Origin of the sequence: Candidatus Aalborgicola defluviihabitans (assembly GCF_016705985.1) — a bacterium.
GTDB lineage: Bacteria > Pseudomonadota > Gammaproteobacteria > Burkholderiales > Burkholderiaceae_C > Allorhodoferax > Allorhodoferax defluviihabitans.
Genome location: NZ_JADJKN010000006.1, coordinates 77187 through 98476, shown reverse-complemented (window position 1 = coordinate 98476; position 21290 = coordinate 77187). Strand labels below are relative to the sequence as shown.

At 61.7% G+C, this 21290-nt stretch carries 20 protein-coding genes and 4 pseudogenes; 21 read left to right on the top strand and 3 right to left on the bottom strand.

From position 1 onward, the window contains the following. Positions 1-447 precede the first annotated feature (447 nt). The 12 genes and pseudogenes from IPI80_RS08015 to IPI80_RS07960 all read left to right on the top strand — a co-directional run bounded on the left by IPI80_RS08015 (position 448) and on the right by IPI80_RS07960 (position 9793). Positions 448-1068, top strand: coding sequence for a MauM/NapG family ferredoxin-type protein (locus IPI80_RS08015; RefSeq protein WP_413858903.1), 621 nt, complete (start codon positions 448-450; stop codon positions 1066-1068). After that, the gene (napH, locus tag IPI80_RS08010; RefSeq protein ID WP_413858901.1) at positions 1052-1918 is read left to right on the top strand and encodes a quinol dehydrogenase ferredoxin subunit NapH; all 867 of its coding nucleotides are present in this window, start codon (positions 1052-1054) and stop codon (positions 1916-1918) included. Before IPI80_RS08015 ends, napH begins: the two co-directional genes overlap by 17 nt. A gap of 129 nt (positions 1919-2047) precedes the next feature. After that, positions 2048-2839, top strand: a complete 792-nt coding sequence (locus IPI80_RS08005; RefSeq protein ID WP_413858899.1) for a substrate-binding periplasmic protein — start codon at positions 2048-2050, stop codon at positions 2837-2839. Positions 2840-2925: 86 nt separating this feature from the next. Next, a complete protein-coding gene (locus IPI80_RS08000) occupies positions 2926-3270 on the top strand; it encodes a type IV pili methyl-accepting chemotaxis transducer N-terminal domain-containing protein (RefSeq protein ID WP_413858897.1) in 345 nt (114 codons plus the stop codon). 144 nt (positions 3271-3414) lie between these two features. Next, positions 3415-3753 carry a hypothetical protein gene (locus IPI80_RS07995; RefSeq protein ID WP_413858895.1) on the top strand — a complete coding sequence of 113 codons (339 nt, stop codon included), beginning with the start codon at positions 3415-3417 and terminating at the stop codon, positions 3751-3753. A 71-nt stretch (positions 3754-3824) separates the two neighbouring features. Beyond that, entirely contained in the window at positions 3825-4277 is a 453-nt protein-coding gene (locus tag IPI80_RS07990; protein WP_413858893.1) for a formate dehydrogenase subunit gamma, read from the top strand. Next, positions 4278-4859 carry a hypothetical protein gene (locus IPI80_RS07985; RefSeq protein WP_413858891.1) on the top strand — a complete coding sequence of 194 codons (582 nt, stop codon included), beginning with the start codon at positions 4278-4280 and terminating at the stop codon, positions 4857-4859. Further along, positions 4856-5833, top strand: a pseudogene (locus IPI80_RS07980) (complex I 51 kDa subunit family protein). The gene IPI80_RS07985 and the pseudogene IPI80_RS07980 overlap by 4 nt, the downstream one beginning before the upstream one ends. A 12-nt stretch (positions 5834-5845) precedes the next feature. After that, a pseudogene (gene fdhF, locus IPI80_RS07975) lies at positions 5846-8663 on the top strand (formate dehydrogenase subunit alpha); the annotation flags it as partial. 57 nt (positions 8664-8720) lie between these two features. Further along, complete coding sequence (locus IPI80_RS07970; protein ID WP_413859719.1) at positions 8721-9233, top strand: formate dehydrogenase accessory sulfurtransferase FdhD; 513 nt, start codon at positions 8721-8723, stop codon at positions 9231-9233. Then, positions 9217-9545 (top strand): annotated as a pseudogene (locus IPI80_RS07965) (formate dehydrogenase accessory sulfurtransferase FdhD). The gene IPI80_RS07970 and the pseudogene IPI80_RS07965 overlap by 17 nt, the downstream one beginning before the upstream one ends. Before the next feature lie 20 nt (positions 9546-9565). Next, positions 9566-9793 carry a formate dehydrogenase subunit delta gene (locus tag IPI80_RS07960; protein WP_413858889.1) on the top strand — a complete coding sequence of 76 codons (228 nt, stop codon included), beginning with the start codon at positions 9566-9568 and terminating at the stop codon, positions 9791-9793. A 277-nt stretch (positions 9794-10070) separates the two neighbouring features. Here IPI80_RS07960 and IPI80_RS07955 read toward each other — a convergent pair whose 3' ends face one another. Both IPI80_RS07955 and IPI80_RS07950 read right to left on the bottom strand, forming a co-directional pair. Beyond that, a complete protein-coding gene (locus tag IPI80_RS07955; RefSeq protein WP_413858887.1) occupies positions 10071-10616 on the bottom strand; it encodes a type 1 glutamine amidotransferase domain-containing protein in 546 nt (181 codons plus the stop codon). Positions 10617-10821: 205 nt separating this feature from the next. Continuing rightward, positions 10822-10956, bottom strand: coding sequence for a hypothetical protein (locus IPI80_RS07950; RefSeq protein ID WP_413858885.1), 135 nt, complete (start codon positions 10954-10956; stop codon positions 10822-10824). A 593-nt stretch (positions 10957-11549) separates the two neighbouring features. On the opposite strand from IPI80_RS07950, the gene IPI80_RS07945 reads away from it, so the two are divergent. From IPI80_RS07945 to IPI80_RS07920, 6 genes and pseudogenes are all read left to right on the top strand, one after another. Then, positions 11550-12728 carry a hypothetical protein gene (locus IPI80_RS07945; protein WP_413858883.1) on the top strand — a complete coding sequence of 393 codons (1179 nt, stop codon included), beginning with the start codon at positions 11550-11552 and terminating at the stop codon, positions 12726-12728. Then, a pseudogene (locus IPI80_RS07940) lies at positions 12616-14265 on the top strand (CHAT domain-containing protein); the annotation flags it as partial. The gene IPI80_RS07945 and the pseudogene IPI80_RS07940, both read left to right, overlap by 113 nt. Further along, positions 14189-14503 carry a CHAT domain-containing protein gene (locus IPI80_RS07935; RefSeq protein ID WP_413859717.1) on the top strand — a complete coding sequence of 105 codons (315 nt, stop codon included), beginning with the start codon at positions 14189-14191 and terminating at the stop codon, positions 14501-14503. The pseudogene IPI80_RS07940 and the gene IPI80_RS07935, both read left to right, overlap by 77 nt. Positions 14504-14524: 21 nt before the next feature. Beyond that, a complete protein-coding gene (locus tag IPI80_RS07930; protein ID WP_413858880.1) occupies positions 14525-14704 on the top strand; it encodes a hypothetical protein in 180 nt (59 codons plus the stop codon). Next, positions 14692-15282: a hypothetical protein gene (locus tag IPI80_RS07925; protein ID WP_413858878.1), complete on the top strand. Its 591-nt coding sequence runs from the start codon at positions 14692-14694 to the stop codon at positions 15280-15282. The genes IPI80_RS07930 and IPI80_RS07925 overlap by 13 nt, the downstream gene beginning before the upstream one ends. Positions 15283-15398: 116 nt before the next feature. Next, the gene (locus IPI80_RS07920) at positions 15399-17192 is read left to right on the top strand and encodes a CHASE2 domain-containing protein (protein ID WP_413858876.1); all 1794 of its coding nucleotides are present in this window, start codon (positions 15399-15401) and stop codon (positions 17190-17192) included. On the opposite strand, the gene IPI80_RS07915 is transcribed toward IPI80_RS07920, so the two are convergent. Next, on the bottom strand, positions 17171-17521 hold the full coding sequence (locus tag IPI80_RS07915; RefSeq protein WP_413858874.1) for a DUF6172 family protein: 351 nt from the start codon (positions 17519-17521) through the stop codon (positions 17171-17173). The genes IPI80_RS07920 and IPI80_RS07915 overlap by 22 nt on opposite strands. A 175-nt stretch (positions 17522-17696) precedes the next feature. On the opposite strand from IPI80_RS07915, the gene IPI80_RS07910 reads away from it, so the two are divergent. The 3 genes from IPI80_RS07910 to IPI80_RS07900 are packed head-to-tail and all read left to right on the top strand — an operon-like array spanning position 17697 to position 20997. Then, the gene (locus IPI80_RS07910) at positions 17697-18914 is read left to right on the top strand and encodes a YbfB/YjiJ family MFS transporter (RefSeq protein ID WP_413858872.1); all 1218 of its coding nucleotides are present in this window, start codon (positions 17697-17699) and stop codon (positions 18912-18914) included. Between the two features lie 36 nt (positions 18915-18950). Next, a complete protein-coding gene (locus tag IPI80_RS07905) occupies positions 18951-20531 on the top strand; it encodes a M13 family metallopeptidase (RefSeq protein ID WP_413858870.1) in 1581 nt (526 codons plus the stop codon). Beyond that, positions 20464-20997 carry a M13-type metalloendopeptidase gene (locus IPI80_RS07900; RefSeq protein WP_413858868.1) on the top strand — a complete coding sequence of 178 codons (534 nt, stop codon included), beginning with the start codon at positions 20464-20466 and terminating at the stop codon, positions 20995-20997. The genes IPI80_RS07905 and IPI80_RS07900 overlap by 68 nt, the downstream gene beginning before the upstream one ends. Positions 20998-21290: the final 293 nt, after the last annotated feature.

Here is a 21290-nt window from a genome sequence, read left to right as displayed (position 1 = left end):
GGCAAGGGTCCAAAGGTCTTGCCATTTTGTCTGCATCCAAGCGTGATGCTGGTCGAGGAAAAAGACGTTTTCTAGTACGTCACGCTGATGAGCGAGAACTACACCTAGCCCAATATGACTAGAGAAGTCGAAGGGGATGCAGTGCGTGATTGCTATAAATTTAATAGTATTCTATGTAGTCTTGACGAGGGCTGGTGGCCGATTTCTCTTAAGGAAGTAACGCTGCCGGGCTCTGGTGCCATTCTGGCCGAGGTGGTCAGGCTGTATTCAAAATTGCCAACAACCGGTGAATGGGTGAGGAAATGAAAAGGACTTGGCGGGCGGCTTCGTCTGGAAGTTCAAGTTGAACAAGCACGTACCAATAGCGCTGACGGGTAAGATGGTGCATCGGTAAGAAGCGCGTCACCGCTTGGCGGCGGTAAGTTGCTGCAACACAATTGACAGTCGATGGTCAAACGGAAAATCTCACGACGCAGGGCGGTGACGAGCATATTGGCGCTCGGTGGTGTCACGTTTGGACTTGTGGCGCGGGTCAAAGGCGAGCGCAGCAGCATCCTGCCAGCGGACCGCATCCGTCCGCCTGGCACGTTGCGCGAGACCGAGTTTCTTGATGCCTGCGTGCGCTGCGGGCTGTGCGTTCAGGCGTGCCCGTACGATACCTTGCACCTGGCCGAAATCAGCCCGCTGATGCCCACCGGCACACCATATTTCACCGCCCGGGACACACCATGCCACATGTGCGAGACCATTCCATGCGCCGCGGCCTGCCCGACCGGGGCGCTGCAGCTCAGCACCATCAATGCTGCAGCAATGGGACTGGCGGAACTCAGCACGCCCGAGCGCTGCCATAGCTATACCGGCGCCGCCTATTGCAACAGTTGCTATCAGGCCTGCCCGCTCAAGGGCCAGGCGATCCGCATGCAGCCGGGGCGCACCTTGCGCGGGGGCAACTTCAGGCCGGTGGTCAACGCTGACTATTGCACCGGCTGTGGTCTGTGCGAGGCGGCCTGCGTGCTGCAAGGCGATGCTGCAATCACCGTACGCGCCAATCATGCAACGCGACGCTGAGACTGCGGCCACCCGGCCGCGTTCGATGTGGCAACGCAACCGGTGGCTGCTGGCACGCCGTGCGAGTCAGTTGACGGTGCTCGCACTGTTCCTGATGGGGCCGTGGGCCGGCGTCTGGCTGGCCCGAGGAAGCCTGGCATCAGGCGAATTGTTCGGTGTGCTGCGTTTGACTGATCCGCTGGTAGCACTACAAACGCTGCTGGCGCACCACATGTTGGAAGGCAGCGCTTTGGCCGGTGCAGTGATCGTCGCGGTGTTCTACGCAGCTTTCGGCGGTCGCAGCTACTGCGCCTGGGTCTGTCCGGTCAATCCGGTGACAGATCTTGCAGCCTGGTTGCGTGGCAAGCTGCGGCTGCCGTCCCTTCTGCGCCACGCCACGCCAGACCGCCGGCTGCGTTACGCGGTGCTGGCAGTCGTGTTGCTGCTGTCGGCACTGCTGGGCAGCGTCGTCTGGGAGACCGTAAACCCGATCACGCTGCTGCAGCGCGCGCTGGTCTTCGGGCTGGCTGGCGGCTATGGCGCGGCGCTCGCCGTCTTTGCCTTCGACCTGCTGGTGTTACCACGCGGCTGGTGTGGCCACCTGTGCCCGGTTGGCGCGTTCTACGGTGTGCTCGGGCGAGGCTCGCTGATGCATGTCAGCGCCGTGAACCGTGATCGCTGCACGGCTTGCGGAGACTGCTTCCGGGTCTGCCCGGAACCGCACGTGATTGCACCGGCGCTGTATGGCGCGCCACACGGTCGCTCGCCAGCAATGGCGAGCGCAGACTGCATCCGCTGCGCGCGCTGGATTGATGTTCCAAGAAACGACTTGATCGGATCGCGCCCTGGGCACCGATGGTTTTGGCCGTAACGATACCCGGCCGATTGCGTGGCTACCAGGGGCCAGTTCTGCTGCCTGTTGCTGCCACCAGATGCTTGAAACATCTGATATAACTTTAATTGCGATTCGCGATTTTTTTGGCGTGAAAAGTACTTTGAAATGCAAACATTGATACGGCACACTTTTTGCAGATGGCTCCTGATCACAGCGTCAGCCTTGCTGAGTGCCAATGTTGCTGCCGGCGAGCTACAGCTGCTCGCCGACGAAAACCCGCCACTGAGCTTTACCGATGGAACGCAGGCCAAAGGGCTGGCTGTAGACGTTGTGCGCGAAATCCAGCGTCGCGTGGGGGACGGTACTCTCATTGAATTTCAGCCTTGGGCCAGGGGCTACCGTACCGTGAGCACGCAAGCCAATGTGGGCCTTTTTGCCATGGCACGCACGCCCGAACGCGAAACGTTGTTTCAGTGGTTGGGTCCTGTTTCTGCATCCAAGGCGTCGTTCTATGGCAAACGCGGCTCTGGCTTGCGCATCAACAACCTGGACGACGCCAAGGCGGTAGAACGCGTCATGGTGGCACGAGACTTTTATACCCACCGTTTGTTGGAAAGACTGGGGTTTACGAATCTGGAGCTGGTGCCCAAGCCCGAGACCATGGTGAAGATGGCCCTGAACGATCGCGCACCGTTGATGTTTACGTCCAGCGCCACCTTGCCGGATATGCTGGACAAAGCTGGTGCCAACCCCGGCGATTTGGAGCTTGTCTATACGGTCACCAGCATCCAGACCTATGTGGCGTTTTCGCTGGGCACACCCAGGGAGTTGGTTACCAAGTGGCAGGCCGCGTTGGACGCCATGAAACGCGACGGCAGTTATGCGGTGATATATGCCAAGTGGCTGCCCGGAGAAGCACCCACCAAGATCAAGCCAGAAGCCAGTTTTTCGCCCTGAGTGTCGGTTTGAGGTGGGATACTTCGGCTCATGCGGTTGTTGTGCAATCGTGTTATTTTTCTTTCATTCACCGCAGGAGACCTTCCATGCTCAGATATCGATTCGGTACATGGGTTCTGTGCGCGCTGGCGTTTTCCTGTTTACCACTGCAGGTGCAGGCCCAGACAGCTCCAGTGGCGGCCCAGCGGATGGATACCACGCACGCCGTGAACGTGGCGGGGCGCCAGCGCATGCTGGCGCAGCGCATGACCAAGGCCTATCTGATGTTAGGGCAAGGCATTGACCCCGATGGCGCACGCGCTATTTTGCAAGAGTCAGTCCGACTGTTTGAAACCCAACTTGCCGCACTCAAGGCGTTTCAGCCCAATGCGGCGCAGGCCAAACCCTGGCTGAGCTGGATGTGGTGTGGGCACGATGCAAGCCACTCCTGACGGCGCAGCCGACCAAATTAGGGGCTGATGTTTTGTACGATCTGGTGAGGAGCTACAGCAAGTGGCGCACCACGTCACGCTGGTCTATCGGGATGTCGATAGCCAGCCACAGGACCAACTGGTCAACCTTGCCGGCGCCAACGCATGCTCTCGGCGCATGATGAGTTCTATCTGTACGAAACCTGGGAAATCAACACCGCACCGGCCGACATGGAACTGCATTTGGCACGGGCCCATTTCACCGCGGTGCTGATGCAGATGGAGACATCGCCATTGACTGCGCCAAAGATCAAGACACAAGTTGCCGAGTTGCGACGCGTGTGGGAGCCTTACCAGACGACGCTATTTGCCAGTCGGGACGCCGCCAAAATGCGGCGTAACGCGCCACTCGCAGCAGGCTTGAGCGAGCGGGTGCTGGAGAGCACCGAGAAGCTGGTTGCGATGCTGTTGGAAAAGCCACAAGCGGGCAGTGCACAGCGGTGAACCAAAAATGTTGTGTTTGACACATTTCGGCCTGCCTGACTGATCCGTTCCCACATATCCGGAGTCCACGCATGCAAGAACACATCGAATCTCTGATCCAGCAACACCGCGATCAGGCTGGAGGCTTGATGCCGTTGCTGCACGCCATACAAGATGCCCTTGGGTATGTACCCGCTGAATCGGTGGCTCCCATCGCCAAGGGCTTCAATTTGTCGCGTGCCGAAGTGCATGGGGTGATCAGCTACTACCACTATTTTCGCAGCACGCCGCCTGGGCGCACGGTGGTACAGGTATGCCGGGCTGAGTCATGTAAAGCATGCGGATCGGATGACTTGATGTCAGAGATCGAAAAGTGGCTGGGCGTGAAGGCGCATGAAACACGGGCCGACGGCGCGGTATCACTCGAGCCGGTGTATTGCCTGGGGCTGTGTGCGCAGTCGCCAGCCATCCAGATCAACGAGCGTGTGTTTGCGCGGGTTACAACAGCGCGTTTTGCCAACCCTGTTGGCTGGTGTGGAGGCTAAATGAGCGCCGTCAAGATTTATGTGCCCCTTGATTCGGCTGCGTTGGCAGTCGGGGCCGATGAGGTAGCCACAGCGTTGTTGAGCGCATGCGAACAACGCGGCTTTGCGATCGAGCTGGTGCGCAACGGCTCACGTGGCTTGTTTTGGCTGGAGACGCTGGTCGAGGTGGAAACACCGCTAGGCCGTGTGGCTTATGGTCCCGTGACTGTGGCGGACGTGGCTGGGCTACTGGATGCCGGTTTGTTGCAAGGCGGTGAACACCCTTTGCGCCAGGGCATCACCGAGCAGATCGCCTTTCTCGCATTGCAAGAGCGGCTGACCTTTCGGCGCATGGGCATCACCGACCCCTTAAGCCTGGCCGACTACGAGGCCCATGAGGGCTGGGCTGGGCTGCGCAAGGCACTGGCGCTTCAGAGTGCAGCCATTGTGGGCGAGGTGATGCATTCTGGCCTGCGGGGTCGCGGCGGTGCAGCGTTTCCGGCGGGCATCAAATGGAAGACAGTCGCCGGGGCGCAGGCCGACCAAAAGTACGTGGTTTGCAATGCTGACGAGGGCGATTCGGAACCTATTCAGACCGCATGACGATGGAGGGCGATCCCTACATGCTGATCGAGGGCATGGTGATTGCCGCTCTGGCGGTGGGCGCCACCCAGGGCTACATCTACATCCGCAGCGAATACCCGCACGCGGCAGCCACCATGCGCGAGGCAATTTCGCGCGCCACAGCGGCGGCCTTTCTGGGGCCGCGTGTGCTCGGCAGCGATCACGCGTTCACGCTGGAGGTGCGCAAGGCAGCGGGCTCCTATGTGTGTGGCGAAGAAACCGCCATGCTGGAAAGCCTGGAAGGCAAACGCGGCATCGTGCGGGCCAAACCACCGCTACCGGCCATTGAGGGTCTGTTTGGCAAGCCCACCGTGATCAACAACGTGATTACTTTTGCCAGTGTGCCCGGGATCCTGGCGCGGGGCGCGCAGTTCTACCGCGATTACGGTATGGGCCGTTCACACGGCACGCTGCCTTTCCAACTGGCGGGTAACGTGAAGCACGGCGGTTTGGTGGAAAAGGCCTTTGGCCTCACCTTGCGTGAATTGTTGTATGGTTTTGGTGGTGGCACGCGCAGCGGCAGACCCATCAAGGCGGTGCAAGTTGGTGGTCCACTGGGTGCCTATGTACCCGAATCGCAATGGGATGTGCCCTTGGACTACGAGGCCTATGCGGCCATGGGCGCAGTGCTCGGCCACGGCGGCATTGTGGTGCACGACGACACCGCCGACATGGCTCAGCTGGCGCGTTCCGCGATGGAGTTTTGTGCCATTGAGAGCTGCGGAAAATGCACGCCATGCCGCATCGGCAGCACGCGGTGTGGAAGTGATTGACCGCATCACGCTGGGAAAAACCGCCCCCAGCAAGTGGAGTTGCTGCGTGACCTGTGTGACACGATGGTGCAAGGCAGCCTGTGCGCCATGGGCAGCATGACGCCCTACCCGGTGTTGTCTGCGCTGGACCATTACCCGGAAGATTTTGGACTGACCGCCACGGCCGATCAGACGGCCTGAAGGAACAAAACCATGTTGAAGCACATCAAGATTGAAGTGGACCGCGGCACCCGGCCGCACGTCCAGCGAGACCGTGGAGCTCACCATTGATGGCAACGCAGTGCGCGTGCCCAAAGGCACATCGCTGATGCGCGCTGCGTCAGATGCAGGCATTCAGGTGCCCAAACTGTGCGCCACCGACAGCCTGGAACCGTTCGGTTCCTGCCGATTGTGTCTGGTGGAAATCGATGGCCGCAAGGGAACGCCCGCATCGTGTACGACCCCTGCCGAACCGGGCATGGTGGTGCACACCCAAACGCCCAAGCTGCAAAAGCTGCGCAAGGGTGTGATGGAGCTCTACATTTCTGACCACCCGCTGGACTGCCTCACCTGCAGCGCCAACGGTAACTGTGAGTTGCAAGACATGGCCGGCGTGACCGGCTTGCGCAATGTGCGTTACGGCGTAGCAGGGGCCTGGTGGACGGTGTGGCGGGCGACCACCATTGCGACGCCAAAAGGACGAGTCAAACCCGTATTTCACCTATGACGCCAGCAAGTGCATTGTCTGCAACCGCTGTGTGCGGGCTTGCGAAGAAACGCAAGGCACCTTTGCACTGACTATTTCTGGGCGCGGTTTCCAGAGCCGTGTCTCGCCCGGGCAAGACCAGCCATTTATGGACAGCGAATGCGTGAGCTGCGGTGCCTGCGTCGAAGCCTGCCCCACCGCTACTTTGCAGGAAAAATCCATCATCGAACTCGGCCAACCCGAGCACAGTGTCATCACCACATGCGCCTATTGCGGCGTGGGCTGCGGGTTCAAGGCCGAGATGAAAGGCAACACGGTGGTGCGTATGGTGCCGTGGAAAGACGGCAAGGCCAATGAAGGACATTCTTGCGTGAAGGGGCCGGTTTGCCTGGGGTTAGGCGACCCATAAAGACCGCATCACCAAACCCATGATCCGCACCAAGATCACCGACCCATGGCGCGAAGTGGGGTGGGATGAAGCAATCAACTACGCGGCCAGCGAGTTCAAGCGCATTCAGGCCAAACATGGCAAAGACTCGGTGGGTGGTATCACATCAAGCCGTTGCACCAACGAAGAGGTGTACCTGGTTCAAAAGCTGATCCGTGCGGCGTTTGGCACCAACAACGTGGACACCTGTGCCCGCGTTTGCCATTCGCCCACGGGATATGGCATGGGTCAGACTTTTGGCACCTCGGCCGGCACGCAGACCTTCAAGTCGGTCGAGCAGGCCGACGTCATCATGATCATTGGTGCCAACCCGACCGATGCCCATCCGGTGTTTGCGTCGCGCATGAAGCGTCGCTTGCGCGAAGGCGCGCGCCTGATCGTCGTGGACCCACGGCGCATCGAGCTGGTGGAGACGCCGCATGTGCGTGCGGACCACCACCTTGCGCTCTTGCCGGGAACCAACGTGGCCATGATCACCGCACTAGCCCACGTAGTTGCTACCGAAGGGCTAATCAACGAGGCTTATGTGGCGGAGCGTTGTGACAGCAAGAGTTTCAACGAATGGCGCGCATTCGTGAGCCGTGCAGAGAACTCGCCCGAAGCGTTTGAGGCCGTAACCGGCGTAGCAGCGGATGAGGTTCGCAATGCGCGCGTCTGTTTGCCAGCGGCCCTAACTCGGCCATCTACTACGGTCTGGGTGTGACCGAGCACGCACAGGGCTCCACCATGGTGATTGGCATCGCCAACCTGGCTATGGCTTGCGGCATGGTCGGACGCGAGGGCGTGGGTCTGAACCCGCTGCGCGGTCAGAACAATGTGCAGGGCAGTTGCGATATGGGTAGCTTCCCGCACGAATTGCCGGGCTACCGCCACATTGGCGACGCCACCGTGCGTGCAGTTTGAGCGCATTGGGGCGTTGAGCTCAATCCGGACCCGGGCTTGCGATCCCCAACATGTTTGATGCCGCGCTGGGCGGCAGCTTCTTGGGCTTGTATTGCCAAGGCGAAGACATCGTGCAGTCCGACCCGAACACGCAGCATGTGACTGCGGCGTTGTCGGCCATGGAGTGCATCGTGGTGCAGGATATTTTCCTGAACGAGACCGCCAAATATGCGCATGTGCTACTGCCCGGCAGCAGCTTCCTGGAAAAGGATGGCACCTTCACCAATGCTGAGCGCCGAATCAGCCGTGTGCGCCGGGTGATGCCGCCGCTGGCGGGGCTGGGCGATTGGGAGGTAACCATGAAACTCTCCACTGCACTGGGATACCCCATGCACTACAACCATCCTGAAGAAATCATGCAGGAGATCGCCGAGCTCACGCCCACTTTCCAGGGTGTAAGTTTTGAAAAAATCGAACGCTTGGGCAGTGTGCAATGGCCTTGCAACGAGAACACCGATGAGGCCGGCACGGCCACCATGCATGTCGACCACTTCGTGCGCGGCAAGGGCAAGTTCTTCAACACCCAATACATCCCGAGCGACGAGAAGATCACGCGCAAATTCCCGTTGCTGCTTACTACCGGCCGCATCCTCAGCCAGTACAACGTGGGCGCGCAGACCCGGCGCACGCCCAATAACCAGTGGCATGGTGAAGACCTGCTGGAGATCCATCCGCACGATGCACTGGACCGCGGCATCAAAGAGGGGGATTGGGTCGGCATCAGCAGCCGCGCAGGCCAGACGGTGATGCGGGCACAGGTCAGCGAGCGCATGCAGCCCGGGGTGGTCTACACCACCTTCCATTTCCTGAGCGGGGCCAATGTGATCACCACCGACAGCTCCGACTGGGCCACCAATTGTCCGGAGTACAAGGTGACGGCCGTGCAGGTGCTACCGGTGTCGCAGCCTTCCGATTGGCAAAGGGCTTTCAGGCGTTTGACCGCCAGCAACAGGGCTTGCTGCAACAGGGGCGGTCCCCGAAGTGGTGGACAAATGAAGCCGTTTGATGAGGCTGTCGTGCCACCCGGTGTTCTTACCCAGGATGTGACCGCATGGCGCAGTGGTCGCGCCATGCAGCACCCCGACTGGCTGGCCGAAGAGGTTCCGGTGGCATTGGTGTTCAATGGCATCTCTCACGCCGTAATGCTGGTCAGCCCCGATCAACTGGAAGACTTTGCGCTTGGCTTTGGCCTGACCGAAGGCTTGTTGGCCGACGCGAGCGAGCTGTATGGCAGCGACATCCAGCAAACGGCGCAGGGGCTGGAGGTGCAGTTGGAAGTGGCCTCTGCCTGTGAGTGGCGATTGAAAGAGTTCCGCCGCAACCTTGCCGGCCGAACTGGCTGTGGCCTGTGCGGCACCGAAAGCCTGGGCCAGGTACACCGCAACCTGCCCACTGCACCCATGTTGCGACTCACGCCAAACGTGCTGGGCCGGGCGCAGCGCGCACTGGGGGAGTGGCAGGCGGTACAACAGCTCACCGGCGCCGCGCATGCGGCCGCTTGGTGATATGGAAGGGCGCATCGTGCTGCTGCGAGAAGACATCGGCCGCCATAACGCGCTGGACAAACTGGTAGGAGCCATGGCAAAGGCAGGCGCCGACCCAACCCAGGGGTGGGTATTGGCCACCAGCCGTGCCAGCTTGAGATGGTGCAAAAAGCGGCCATGGCCGGCGCTGGCCTGCTGGCCGCAGTGTCCGCCCCCACGACACTGGCGGTGGACGTCGCGCGCCGGTGCAATCTGGCACTGGCGGGCTTTGTGCGCGGCGACGATTTCGTGGCCTACACCTACCCAGAGCGTTTTGGGCTCATGGCTCCTTGAATGTACTGAGAACCTTATCCATGCAAATCCACACCCTCGTCACCATGGCCAACCGCATTGGCCAGTTTTTCGAGTCCTACAGTGACCGCGATGAGGCTCTGGCCGAGATCAGCAACCACATCCACAAGTTCTGGGATCCGCGCATGCGCCGTGAACTGCTGAGCCAGATGGATGCCGGCGCTACTGTGGACCTGCTGCCGATCGTCGTCGATGCGATTGCAGCCCACCGCAGTGTGTTGGCGGTGTGAGGCCGCCACCCAGAGACGCAAGAAATACAGCCAGCCGGATTTGCCGGCAGCAGGGCAAGGTCAAATAGTGCGCAGAAACTACATATATGATAGCGAACTGTGCAGTTCCGACGAGGGCTAGAGGCCTAAACTCATATAAGCCTCTAGCCCTCGTATCCATTGCGCAGACAGCTATTGAAGCAATTGCAGATAGGTTTTGCGCAAAGGTGCACATCGCCCGGCCAGCGGGCCGACATGTAGCGCCCGTCTTGTACCACCCAGGCGGCGCGCGGGTCGTTCAGGCGATCACGCACCAAGCCCGACGTTTTGCGCCAGTGCTGGGGCGAACCGGGGGGTACGTCGCAAAAATCAATATCGTAGGCCAAGGCCCGTTTGACCTCAGCTTCCACACTCCTGGCCTACCGGATCGCCCGCAGATTCGGTACGTGCGGTAGTACAGGGATCCAAAGCGGGCCCACCATCGCGTCAGGTTCCAGGCTGAACGCTCCAACGCCCAAGTCAGCGCTGTGGTTTTGCGACCATGCAACACCGAGCGGCCGGTGCGCGTTGAAATAGAACGTGCTGCCAGAAGTACGCCATGGCACACCGCACCAATGGGTTTGTGCTGGCCGTTGGCATCGAGCGTTTCAAAAAAGCTGACCACAAGCCCTTGCAGCACCGGACTCTCCTGATACGCGCGCATGCCTTTGGCATGGTCACCGGGCAGTAGCAGGCCGTCAAAGCCGCCGACCTGGGCTTGGGCACGCAGCATCAGGCCCAAGAATTTGATTCGGTTGATACCCGAAATCCAGCCCCAAGCGACCAGCTCCTGGCCACTGATCATCAGCGGGTCCGCAGGGGCATCAGAATGTTCATAGACCTACTGACCAGGATGCCGCCAGCATTGTGCGTGCGGATATGGGGTACACGGTTTGGCGGACTAGCTGCCGCGTATGATTGACTTGCAATCAATCGTTCCTTCAAACTTGTAGCCTTCGCCACTGGTGACGTTGAAGCTGACTTTTGCCGTTGCGCCCTGTCGTCCACGGTCACCGAGCCACTGCCTTTTTCTTGGCCTCCGCTGGTCGTGTCTCGATGTTGTACTCGGTGTTCTTGCCGATCAAGGGGCCGAAGCGGAACAGAATCAAGAATTCTTTGGTGCCAGACGCCGCTTTTTTTTGCATCCGGAACAATCAATTGCAGGCTATTGAATTTCGCCGGGTCTTTTTCTTTGGGCAATGAGAATTGGTTACCCCAAGAACCTGGGCCGGTCATGCCTGCAGAGCAACCGCCTCTTTCCTCTGACCCATCCCAGGTGCCCGCATTCGGGCCGCCGGTAACGACGAGATGCACGGTCTCCACAACGGGGTCGGCATGGACAGTCAGGGTGGCAAGTCCTAGTAGCGCAACGGTAAGAAGGGGGGATCAAGCGGGTAGTCTGTCGGGCGGCGCGTGGGTTCATGGTTTCCTCCAAATTGGATCGATGGATTGTCGTACCATTCTGGGCGTGTCTGGTGGCAGCGCTCAGCGTCGAGCGTGACAATGACGGTGTAAATTGCTGGTGAACCGGACTGGCGACTCTGTTTGTTCGTGCTATGCCGCGGCGATCTTCGGTGTCATACTCTCGCGCATGTGGCGGAAATTACTATCCTGTGTGCATCCACTGTCCGTGCGGTTGGGTCGAAGCCGCCATGGGCTCACCACTGTTTTAGTGTCTCTTTGTCTGACTCTGCCGGGGATTGCACATGCACAAAATGATGCCGACGATACTGCTGGCATGGCTGTCACCCTGGACGAAGCCGACCTCAGCGGCAGCAACCTGACTCGTGACGAAGCCAGCCGCCTGCTGGCCCAGCCCCTGCCCGATGCCCCCGACGCCCGCTACGCCGCGCTGCAGCGACAGTACCAAGCGGCCTTGCTGTTGGAAGAGCGCGCACGCTTGATTGCCACCGCGCGCCAGTTGGTGGACGCCGGGCGTGGCCGGCCCGGTGGCGAGAGCTGGGTCACCACTTATCTGAATGCTGAATTCACCTGGGGTAGTTCGGGCAAGGCCTTGGAGGCCAGCGAAGCTTTTGTCACAGACACCAGCCTGTCCCTGGGCCAGCGGGCCATGGCAGCGCTGCGCCAAACCTATTTCGCTGCTCAGGGCAATGACCGCGCCATCCTGGCCCGGCTATTGTCACGCGCCGACGACCTGGCGGCGCAGGCCCTGCGCCAGGGCGGGGCACCTGCGAGCCTGCCAATCAGCCGTCTGCACGTGCGTGCCGAGGTCGAACGCTGGCAAGGCAATAACAAAGCTGCAGTGGCCACGCTGCGCGAGTCCATAGGCTTGGGCCGCAGCGCCGTGCAGGCTGCGCGAAGCCACAGTACCAGCCCGCGCGACCCCGGTGTGCTGGACGCCTACGGCTGGCTGGACGGCTCCATGGGCATGCTCACCTACGCCCTGGTGCGCGATGGTCGGCCGCAGGAGGCCATCCACGTGGCCGAGTCCAACCTGGCGCTGTGGCGTGCTGGCCAGCTCAGCGATGGCCTGGGCGCGCGCTGGGACTACCGCCTGGCCAACAGTCTCAACGCCACCCAGCACCACCCCCGCGCTGGCAGCTGCCCAGCAGTCCGACGCCATGCTGCAACGCGCCGGCGTCAGCGCCGCCAGCCATACCGGTTGGCTTGCGCGCCAGGAGATTGTGCGCGCCCTGATCGGGTTGAGGCGTTGGTCCGAGGCCGATGCCTCCTACAGCAGCTTTTTGGCCAGCATGCCACCCGACGTCCTGGCTCGCACCCGCGCCTCCGATTGGCGGCTTCTGGCCCTGCTGGCCGCCAAGAACGGGCGCATGGACGAAGCATTGGACTTGGCCGAGCGCTCGCTGCGTTACCGCAACCGCCTCTATGGTGCCAATCACCCGCTGACCCAGGAGGCAGCTGGCATGCGCGGCTTGGTGCGGCTGTTGCGGGGTGACGTTCGGCAGGCCATGCAGGACTACGAGGCGCTATTTGCCGCCACGCTGGAAAACCCCGGTGGCTGGCTGGACTTGGACATGCGTGGCGTGCGTGGTTATGTGCTGGGCATTGCCTTCGACGAGTTCATGCGCTTCGTATCCGACAAGGCGTTAAAAGGTGAGGCCGTCGATCCGGCGATGAGCGACCGCGCCTTGCAACTGGCCGACCGCAGCAGTCTGGGTGACGCAGCGCGCCATCACCGACAGCACGGCCCGGGTGTTGGCCAGCACACCGGCCCTGCGCGCCCTGCTGACCAGGAGCAGACCCAGCGCCAGGCCGTGGCCGCCCTGGTGGGCACACTCAATACCAGCCTGCGGGAAGAAGACAGCCTGTACCGTCAAGCCCAGACGGCCGAATTCAAGGCACTACCGGCCGTTGACCGCAAGGCATTGGGCGAACGCCGACATGTGCTGCATGACACCGTCAAGTCCCAGCAGGCCGATGTGACAGCCGCGCGCACGGTGTTAACCAATCAGCGCGAGCAGATCGCCAAGCAGTTCCCCGCCTATGCCGATCTGGTTACGCCCAGCACCCCCAAACCCGACCAGCTGCGACAGTTGCTCAATCCTGGTGAGTCCCTGCTGGTGGTGTACCCTACCGACACTGCCACTTTGGTCTGGCTAGTGGGTGCCGATGGCCGGAAAGGCTTTAGTGCCGTTGCCGTGTCGCGTGCCGAACTGGCCCGCCGCGTGGCCCAGCTGCGCGGGCTGCTGGACCTCGGCGTTGCACCTGCCGGACGCGAGTCAGTGCCGGCCAGTGCGCAGCTGTACGCGTTGTACAAAGACCTGCTCGGCCCGCTGGAGCCTGCACTGCGCGACGTACGGTCACTGCTGATCGCAACCGACGGTCCGCTCGCAAGCCTGCCACTGGCTGCCTTGGTAACTCAGCCGCCTCAGGCCGGACAGGCCCCAGCCTGGCTGGTGCGACAGATGGCCGTCACGCAGTTGCCATCGTCCTCGGCACTGTTGGCCCTGCGCCGAGTAGCGCAACCCACGGTAGCCGCGAAGGCCTTGATGGGTTTTGGTGACCCGCTGTTTGGCGTTGCGGGTGGAGCGAAGCTTGCAACCGCCCCGCGCGTGGATTCCGGTCTGTCTGGTGATGCAGCGCGCTACGACGCGCAATGGGGATTCAGTTATGCCGACATGCCGGCCCTTCCCGACACCCGCACCGAGTTGCTGGCCCTGGCTAGCGCACTCGGTGCCAACCCGAAAACTGACCTGCTGATGGGCGCCCAGGCCACGCGGCGTGCGGTGCTCGATGCGAATCTGCTGGACCGCCGCGTGGTGGCTTTTGCTACCCATGGCCTGATGCCGGGCGAGCTGCCCGGTATCTCCAAACCCTCGCTGGCCATGGCCGCTACCGGCGACACACGCGAATCCCCTCTGCTGGAGCTGGACGACGTACTGGGCCTGCGCCTGAATGCGCAGTGGGTGCTGCTCTCGGCCTGCAACACGGCGGCGGGCGAGCAGGGCGGCGCTGCCATGTCCGGCTTGGTGCGGGGCTTCTTTTGCCGGCGCACGCTCGGTGTTGGCCACCCATTGGGCGGTGGAGTCGGAATCGGCTACGGCCCTGACCAGTGCCACCTTTTCCGCCCAGGGCAAGGGCACACTGTCGCGCGGCGAGAGCCTTCGCCAGGCCCAACTGGCCATGCTGGATGGCAAGCTGGGCAATGGACGGTGGAGCCACCCGTTCTACTGGGCACCGTACGCCCTTTTTGGCGACCCGGTGCGCTGACTCTGTTGCACTAGGAATCCCATGTCTCCTGCACCCGTTTTTTCGCCGGCCCGCTGGGCAGCTGGGTTTTTGCTGTTGGCGCTCAGCCTGCTGGCCCTGGGCGCCCACGCCCAGGCCGTGGCAGTGGTGACTGACGTGAAAGGCGCAGTAGCTTTGCGCCGGATCGTGGCACCAAGCCGGTTGCGCTGTTGTCCGAGCTGACGAACGGGGCGGATATCCAGTTGGAGAAAGGCGCCACGCTGAGCTTGGTCTACCTGCAGTCGGGCACCGAATTCCAGCTACGCGGTCCGGCGCGCATTACCTTGGGTGCGACCGCGCCACAGTCGGTTGCGGGCGCGAGTGCCATCCTGCGATCGTCGGTGGTGGCGGCCGAAACCGCCCGCCTGCAGACCGCCAATGGTCGCGTAGTGTTGGGCGGAATGGTGATGCGCGGGCTGGGTATGGATCGGCTCAAGCTGTTGGAGCCTATTGGTAAGGTACTCGGCGCACGGCCCACATTTGCCTGGACCCTGCCCCCCGATGCCACCACCGTGCAGTTTGAGCTGCGTGATGAGGGCAGCGACAAAGTGCTGTTGTCCGCTGCCGTGCAAGGCAGCCAGTTGGTGCTGGATGACAAACTGGCGCTGCAGGCCGGGGTGAACTATGTGTGGACCGTTGCGCTGGAGGTTCCGGGGCCAATAGCTTGGTGCGCCTCGTATTTCTCGCTCAGTAGCCCGCAGGAACGGGAACGCATGGAGGCATTGCGGCCCGGCCGCAGGCGCCGTTTTCCGACCGGCTGATCTTCGCCTCGCTGTTGGAGCAGGGCCGGTTCTTGAGCGAATCCCGCAAGCTCTGGCAGCAGCTCGCCGAGGAGCGGCCGGACCTGCCCGAGCTGCGCACATTGGCCAAAAGATAAGTGCGGGACTTCACCCAACGCGTGGTGGGGTCGGGCTACGCCGTCGTGCTGGCGCTGGCGGCCCTGCTGCTGGGCACGTCGCTGGCCTGGCCGTTGGAGTTCGGAGTATTGGACGCCCAGCAATCCGTGTTGTTGCGCTATGCGCCCCCGCCCGTGCGCAAGGACGTGGTCATCGTCGGCATTGACGAGGCCACTTTGCAGCAGTTTGCCGAACCCTTTGCCTTGTGGCACGGCCACATTGGAACGTTTCTGCGCGGTATGGCCCTGGCCAAGGCCTCGGTGGTGGGGCTGGACGTGGTGCTGCCCAGCCGTTCTTTCGATAGCGTGCTGCCCGGCAGTGACGCCAAGCTGTTGGGCGGCCTGGTGGCGGCGCGCCCGCTTGTCCCGGTGGTGCTGGGCACCTCGGCCGACGACACCGGCCAGCCCCTGCCCATCTATGCGCCCTTCGTCACCCTGGCGGGCGCGGGCGGCACCGGTTCGCTGTTGCTGGCGCCCGACGCCGACCACGTAGTGCGCCGCTTCAACGAAAACCTGGGTGCGGCCGGCCAGCCGATACCCTCGCTGGCCGGCCAGATGCTGCGCAAACTCAACCCGCGCGCTGTGCCCCAGCCGGGACTGATCAACTATGCCCTGGGCGGCTTCCCGCGCTACATCCCGCTACAGCAGGTGAACCAGTGGGTGGATGCGGGCGATGTAGCCCCGTTGGCTCAGGCCTTCGCTGGTAAGCCGGTGCTGCTGGGCAGCGTGCTGCCGTTTGAAGACCGGCAAATCCAGCCGGTGAACCTGGCCGGCTGGGAGCCGGACAACGGCCACAACGTACCCGGCGTGCTGGTGCATGCTCAAGCCCTGCGTTCGCTGTTGAATGGCGGCCTAGCGGTGCAGGTGGGTGAGTCGTGGGTGGTGGTTCTGGCGTTGCTGTGCAGTTTGCTATGGTTTCTGCAGCTGCGCACGCATACAGCGATTGCGGTGGCACTGGCTTTTACTCTGATTTCTTTGGGCGCCACCAGCCTGCTGTTGCACCACGGTTGGTACCTGCCGGTGGCGGTGCCGCTGCTGGTTGGTCTGCTGGCGCTTGCGGGGCGCTGGCTGCTGACGGCCCTGTTGGAAATGGGCGAGCGCCGCCGCCTGCGTGCGGCCTTTGCCGGCTACGTCAGCCCGCCGGTGATGCAAGAAATTCTGCAGCGCCGCCTGCCTGTTGGCTTGGGCGGGGAGCTGCGTCATGTGTGCATGCTGTTTGCCGACATACGCGGCTTCACCACGCTGAGTGAGGGTTTGGCGCCGCAAGCAGTCATCGCCTTGCTGAACCGCTATTTTGAGCAGGTCAACCAGGCTATCCACGGCGCGGGCGGCACCATCAGCTGCTTCATGGGTGATGGCGTCATGGCCATTTTTGGCGCGCCGCAAAGTATGGAAAAACCCAGCGTTGCAGCCTTCGCTGCGGCCCGCGTCATGCTGGAGGCGCTGCAAGGCCTGAACGCCGAGCTACAGGCTGAGGGCCGGGCACCCATCGCCATTGGTATCGGCCTGCATGTGGGCGAGGCCATCGTCGGCCATCTGGGCTCGCAGGCGCGGCACGATTACTCGGCCATTGGCGACGCAGTCAACGTGGCCTCGCGCATCGAAGGTCTCACCAAGGAACTGGGCCACCCAGTGGTCTGTTCCCAGGCGGTGGTGGACGAGTTGGCCGAGTCGCACCTCTTCACCGACCTGGGTCTGCAAGCCATCAAGGGTCACAGCCCAGTGCAGGTCTGGGGCTGGAAGCCGGGGCCACTTTACTGTGGGTCGTCGAGGTAGGTTGCCGACGCGGCCGCTGAGGTCACACGATCCGTGGCGCCTTCCGGTCGGGCCTGGCGGTGGCCATGTTTGGCCAGAATTTCCACATAGAACTGCTCCCCACCTGCTTGGGCTACCGTGTCCATCAGACCGGTCAGCGTTGCAAAATGCACCACTTCGGCTGCTTCCTGCGTAGGACCAAACTTGCAGTCAAAGTCCCAAAAGTCTACGCCCTCGGGCAACAACCGCCGACGCTCACGTTTGACGTACTTGCGTACCTCATGCTTGACGGCATCGAGAACGCGATCCCGGTTCTTGCCTTCGATGGCGAGTTTGAATATTTTTTTCATGAAAGTCATTGCCCGACGGGGGCTCCCTGGATTGGGCACAATGCGAAGGGGTGATTATGCGGCGCCGCGTGGGCCAGCGACGTTACCGCCCTCCATTTTCAATGCACACCACCCACAGCAACCCCTGTAAAGAAGAAATTGCTCTGCTTACGCCATTTAATTGGCTGGGACTGGCATGAACCCTTGGCGCATCGTTATCGCGGGCATGGTGTCGCTGGCCGTGGCCATGGGCATTGGCCGCTTTGCTTTCACTCCCTTGTTGCCCATGATGCTGGCCGACGGCACCGTCAGCCTGGCAGGTGCCAGCTGGCTCGCCAGCGCCAACTACCTGGGCTATTTGGTGGGCGCGCTGCTGTGCACCCTGCAGCCATGGATATGGCGGCGCCTGGGCAGCCCGCCGCCGCCCCAAAGTACGGTGCTGGTGCGCATTGGCCTGGTGGCCACGGTGTTGCTGACGCTGGGCATGGTGCTGTATTGGCCAGTGGCTTGGCCGGCCCTGCGTTTTGCCGCCGGGGTCGCCAGCGCGCTGGTGTTTGTCTACACCTCGGGTTGGTGCCTGGCCCAGCTGGCTCAGATGAACCTGCCCGCCATGGGCGCCATGATCTACACCGGTCCGGGCGTTGGCATTGTGCTGAGCGGCCTGGCCGCCAGTGGCATGGTGGCGCTGCACTGGAGTGCCTTCACCGGCTGGCTGATTTTTGGCGTGCTGGCGGCCCTGCTCACCGCTGCCGTTTGGGACACTTTTCACGCGGGGGCAAAGCCACCGCCATCGCCATCTGCAGCGGCTGCCTCAACCACGCGACCCCATCCCGCAACCACTGGCAAGGGCACCGAGATGGCTCTGTTTACCTTCGCCTACGGTTTGGCTGGTTTTGGCTACATCATCACCGCCACCTTCCTGCCGGTGATTGCCCGCCAGGCCATTCCCGGCTCGCCGTGGCTGGATATGTTCTGGCCGCTGTTTGGGCTGGGCGTCGTGGTTGGCGCGCTGGTCGCCTCGCGCATTCACGGTGTGCGCGACTTGCGCCTGCTGCTGATTGCCTGCTACCTGATCCAGGCGGTGGGTATCGCCACCAGCCTCATCAGCCCTACGCTGGGCGGCTTTACCCTGGGTAGCCTGCTGCTGGGCTTGCCGTTTACGGCCATCACGTTTTTTGCCATGCAGGAACTGCGCCGCCTGCGCCCGACCCAGGCCCCCGCTTACATGGGGCTGGCCACTGCCAGCTACGGCATCGGTCAGATCGTGGGCCCGCCACTGGCTGCGGCCATGCTGGCGCGCAGTCGCACACCCGGTGAGGGTTTCACACTGTCGCTGGAGATAGCAGCCTGCGCTTTACTGCTGGGGACTTTGATTTATGGACTGATGGTGCGTTCGTATCCGGTAAAAAAATGATTCCAGTTATTTCCAATCCAACCACGGGCACTTCTTATGCGTTGTAGTCTCATTGCCTTATTGACCGCCCAAGTCCTGTATATGGGCCTGCCTGCCACTGCGCAGGACAAACCACTGACCGAGTTCCCCTACACACCGGGGCTGGATACATCGGCCTTGGACACAACGGCCAACCCCTGTGAGGATTTTTACCAATACACCTGTGGCGGCTGGATCAAGAACAACCCCATCCCTGCCGATCAAGCGCGCTGGAGCGTGTACGGCAAGCTGTACCAGGACAACCAGCGTTTCCTGTGGGGCATTCTGGAAACGCTGTCGCACAAGGAAAATGGCAACACGGCCAACCAGCACAAGATTGGTGACTACTTTGCCGCGTGTATGGATGAGGCCACCGTCGAGACGCGCGGCGCCACTCCCATGCAACCCGTGCTGGACGAGATTGCCGCCATGCGCAGCAAGGCCGACCTGCCGGCTGTGCTGGCCAAACTGCATCTGTCCATTGCCGACAACGGCCTGTATTTTGGTTTCGGCTCGGATCAGGACTTTTCCAATTCGTCCAACGTGATCGCGTTTGCGACGGGTGGCGGCCTGAGCCTGCCGGACCGCGACTACTACACCAAACTGGATACCAAATCCAAAGACCTGCGCGCCAAGTATCTGGCCCACGTCGCACGCATGTTCGCGCTGATGGGCGAAGCCCCCGCGCTGGCGCAGCAGCACGCAGCAACCGTGCTGCGCACCGAGACGACGTTGGCCCGCGCCACACTGTCGGTGGTAGACAAGCGCGACCCCTACAAGCTGTTCCACAAAATGGACCTGATCCAGTTGCAGGCGCTGACGCCAGGCTTTGACTGGGGCGTATATTTGAAAGCGGCGGGACTGGCTGATGTCAGCGCTCTGAATGTGACAGAGCCCAAGTTCTATCGAGCCATGGCCCGTCACTGGAAGAACAGCAGCCTGGACGACATCAAGGTCTACCTGCGCTGGCACGTGGCACATGCACAGGCATCAAGCTTGTCGAGCGACTTCGTCACCGAGAACTTCAATTACTTCAGCAAGACTCTGCGCGGGACACCGCTGCAGCAGCCGCGCTGGAAGCGTTGTGTTGCACTGGTGGATGCCCAGTTGGGAGAAGCCCTGGGACAAGAGTTTGTAGACCGCGCCTTTGGGCCCGAACTCAAAAATAAGACTCTGGTGATGACCGAGCAGATCGAGCAGGCCATGCGCGACGAACTGGAGCACCTCGACTGGATGAGCCCTGCCACCAAGGTCAAAGCGATAGATAAGCTCAAGGCCATCGTCAACAAGATCGGCTACCCCGACAGATGGCGCGATTACAGCAGCGTAGCCATTGCGCGGGACGATTTTTATGGCAACGTTACCCGGGCTATGCAGTTTGAAGTGCACCGCCAACTGGGCAAGATCGGCAAGCCGCTGGACCGTGGCGAGTGGGGTATGACGCCGCCCACTGTCAACGCCTACTACAGCGCAGATGAACGACATCAACTTCCCCGCTGGGGTGTTGCAACCGCCTCTGTTCGACCCCAAGATGGACGACGCGCCGGGCTACGGCAACACTGGCGGCACCATTGGTCACGAACTCATTCACGGCTTTGACGACGAAGGCCGCCAGTTCGATGCGCAGGGCAATTTGAAAAACTGGTGGACGCCGCAAGACGCCACCAAGTTCCAATCGCGCGCGCAATGCATCGTTGAGCAGTACGCCAAATACACGGTGGTCGATAAGATCAAAATCAACAGCAAACTGACCTTGGGCGAAGACATGGCCGACCTGGGCGGCATGGTGCTGGCCTGGACCGCGTGGAAGGTGCAGACCACGGTGGTCAAACCCGAAAGCCGCGATGGCTTCACGCCCGAGCAGCGCTTCTTCATCGGCTTCGCCCAGTGGGCCTGTGAGAGCAACCGCCCCGAGGACCTGCGTGTGCAGGCTGCAACCGACCCGCACTCACCTGGCAAGTACCGCGTGAATGGTGTGGTGGTGAATCTGCCGGAGTTTGGCAAGGCCTTTGCCTGTAAACCCGGCGCAGCGATGACGTCGGCCAAACCGTGCAAGGTTTGGTAAGTGTTTGGTGAAATTGGCCTCTAGCCCTCGCTAAATATGAATCAACAGCTATCAAATGCATAGTAATTGTGACCAACCGAAGTGACTCACCCACGATGGCTGCTGTGCCACGTTTGCGTGCCTTCCTGTGCACAGACCATCCTGATCGCCGCAAATTCTTAAGCCACACGCTGGCCGCTGCGACAGCGACTATGCCTTCTATCAATTTGACCGCCGCCGCCGGGACGGAGCCCGCAGTGAAAAGTGTGACCGATCCGACCAAACGCAAGTTCGTGGAAGAGGCCACGCGCTGG

Coding starts and splice junctions, on each gene's coding strand:
- IPI80_RS07955 (WP_413858887.1), bottom strand. CDS start 10,616: ATGATCAGTGGCCAGGAGCTGGTCGCTTGGGGCTGGATTTCGGGTATC.
- IPI80_RS07910 (WP_413858872.1), top strand. CDS start 17,697: ATGAACCCTTGGCGCATCGTTATCGCGGGCATGGTGTCGCTGGCCGTG.
- napH (WP_413858901.1), top strand. CDS start 1,052: ATGCAACGCGACGCTGAGACTGCGGCCACCCGGCCGCGTTCGATGTGG.
- IPI80_RS07995 (WP_413858895.1), top strand. CDS start 3,415: ATGCTCTCGGCGCATGATGAGTTCTATCTGTACGAAACCTGGGAAATC.
- IPI80_RS07985 (WP_413858891.1), top strand. CDS start 4,278: ATGAGCGCCGTCAAGATTTATGTGCCCCTTGATTCGGCTGCGTTGGCA.
- IPI80_RS07905 (WP_413858870.1), top strand. CDS start 18,951: ATGCGTTGTAGTCTCATTGCCTTATTGACCGCCCAAGTCCTGTATATG.
- IPI80_RS07950 (WP_413858885.1), bottom strand. CDS start 10,956: ATGCAAAAAAAAGCGGCGTCTGGCACCAAAGAATTCTTGATTCTGTTC.
- IPI80_RS07970 (WP_413859719.1), top strand. CDS start 8,721: ATGAAGCCGTTTGATGAGGCTGTCGTGCCACCCGGTGTTCTTACCCAG.
- IPI80_RS07930 (WP_413858880.1), top strand. CDS start 14,525: ATGTCTCCTGCACCCGTTTTTTCGCCGGCCCGCTGGGCAGCTGGGTTT.
- IPI80_RS07960 (WP_413858889.1), top strand. CDS start 9,566: ATGCAAATCCACACCCTCGTCACCATGGCCAACCGCATTGGCCAGTTT.
- IPI80_RS08000 (WP_413858897.1), top strand. CDS start 2,926: ATGCTCAGATATCGATTCGGTACATGGGTTCTGTGCGCGCTGGCGTTT.
- IPI80_RS07900 (WP_413858868.1), top strand. CDS start 20,464: ATGGACGACGCGCCGGGCTACGGCAACACTGGCGGCACCATTGGTCAC.
- IPI80_RS08005 (WP_413858899.1), top strand. CDS start 2,048: ATGCAAACATTGATACGGCACACTTTTTGCAGATGGCTCCTGATCACA.
- IPI80_RS07945 (WP_413858883.1), top strand. CDS start 11,550: ATGGCTGTCACCCTGGACGAAGCCGACCTCAGCGGCAGCAACCTGACT.
- IPI80_RS07935 (WP_413859717.1), top strand. CDS start 14,189: ATGCGCAGTGGGTGCTGCTCTCGGCCTGCAACACGGCGGCGGGCGAGC.
- IPI80_RS08015 (WP_413858903.1), top strand. CDS start 448: ATGGTCAAACGGAAAATCTCACGACGCAGGGCGGTGACGAGCATATTG.
- IPI80_RS07990 (WP_413858893.1), top strand. CDS start 3,825: ATGCAAGAACACATCGAATCTCTGATCCAGCAACACCGCGATCAGGCT.
- IPI80_RS07915 (WP_413858874.1), bottom strand. CDS start 17,521: ATGAAAAAAATATTCAAACTCGCCATCGAAGGCAAGAACCGGGATCGC.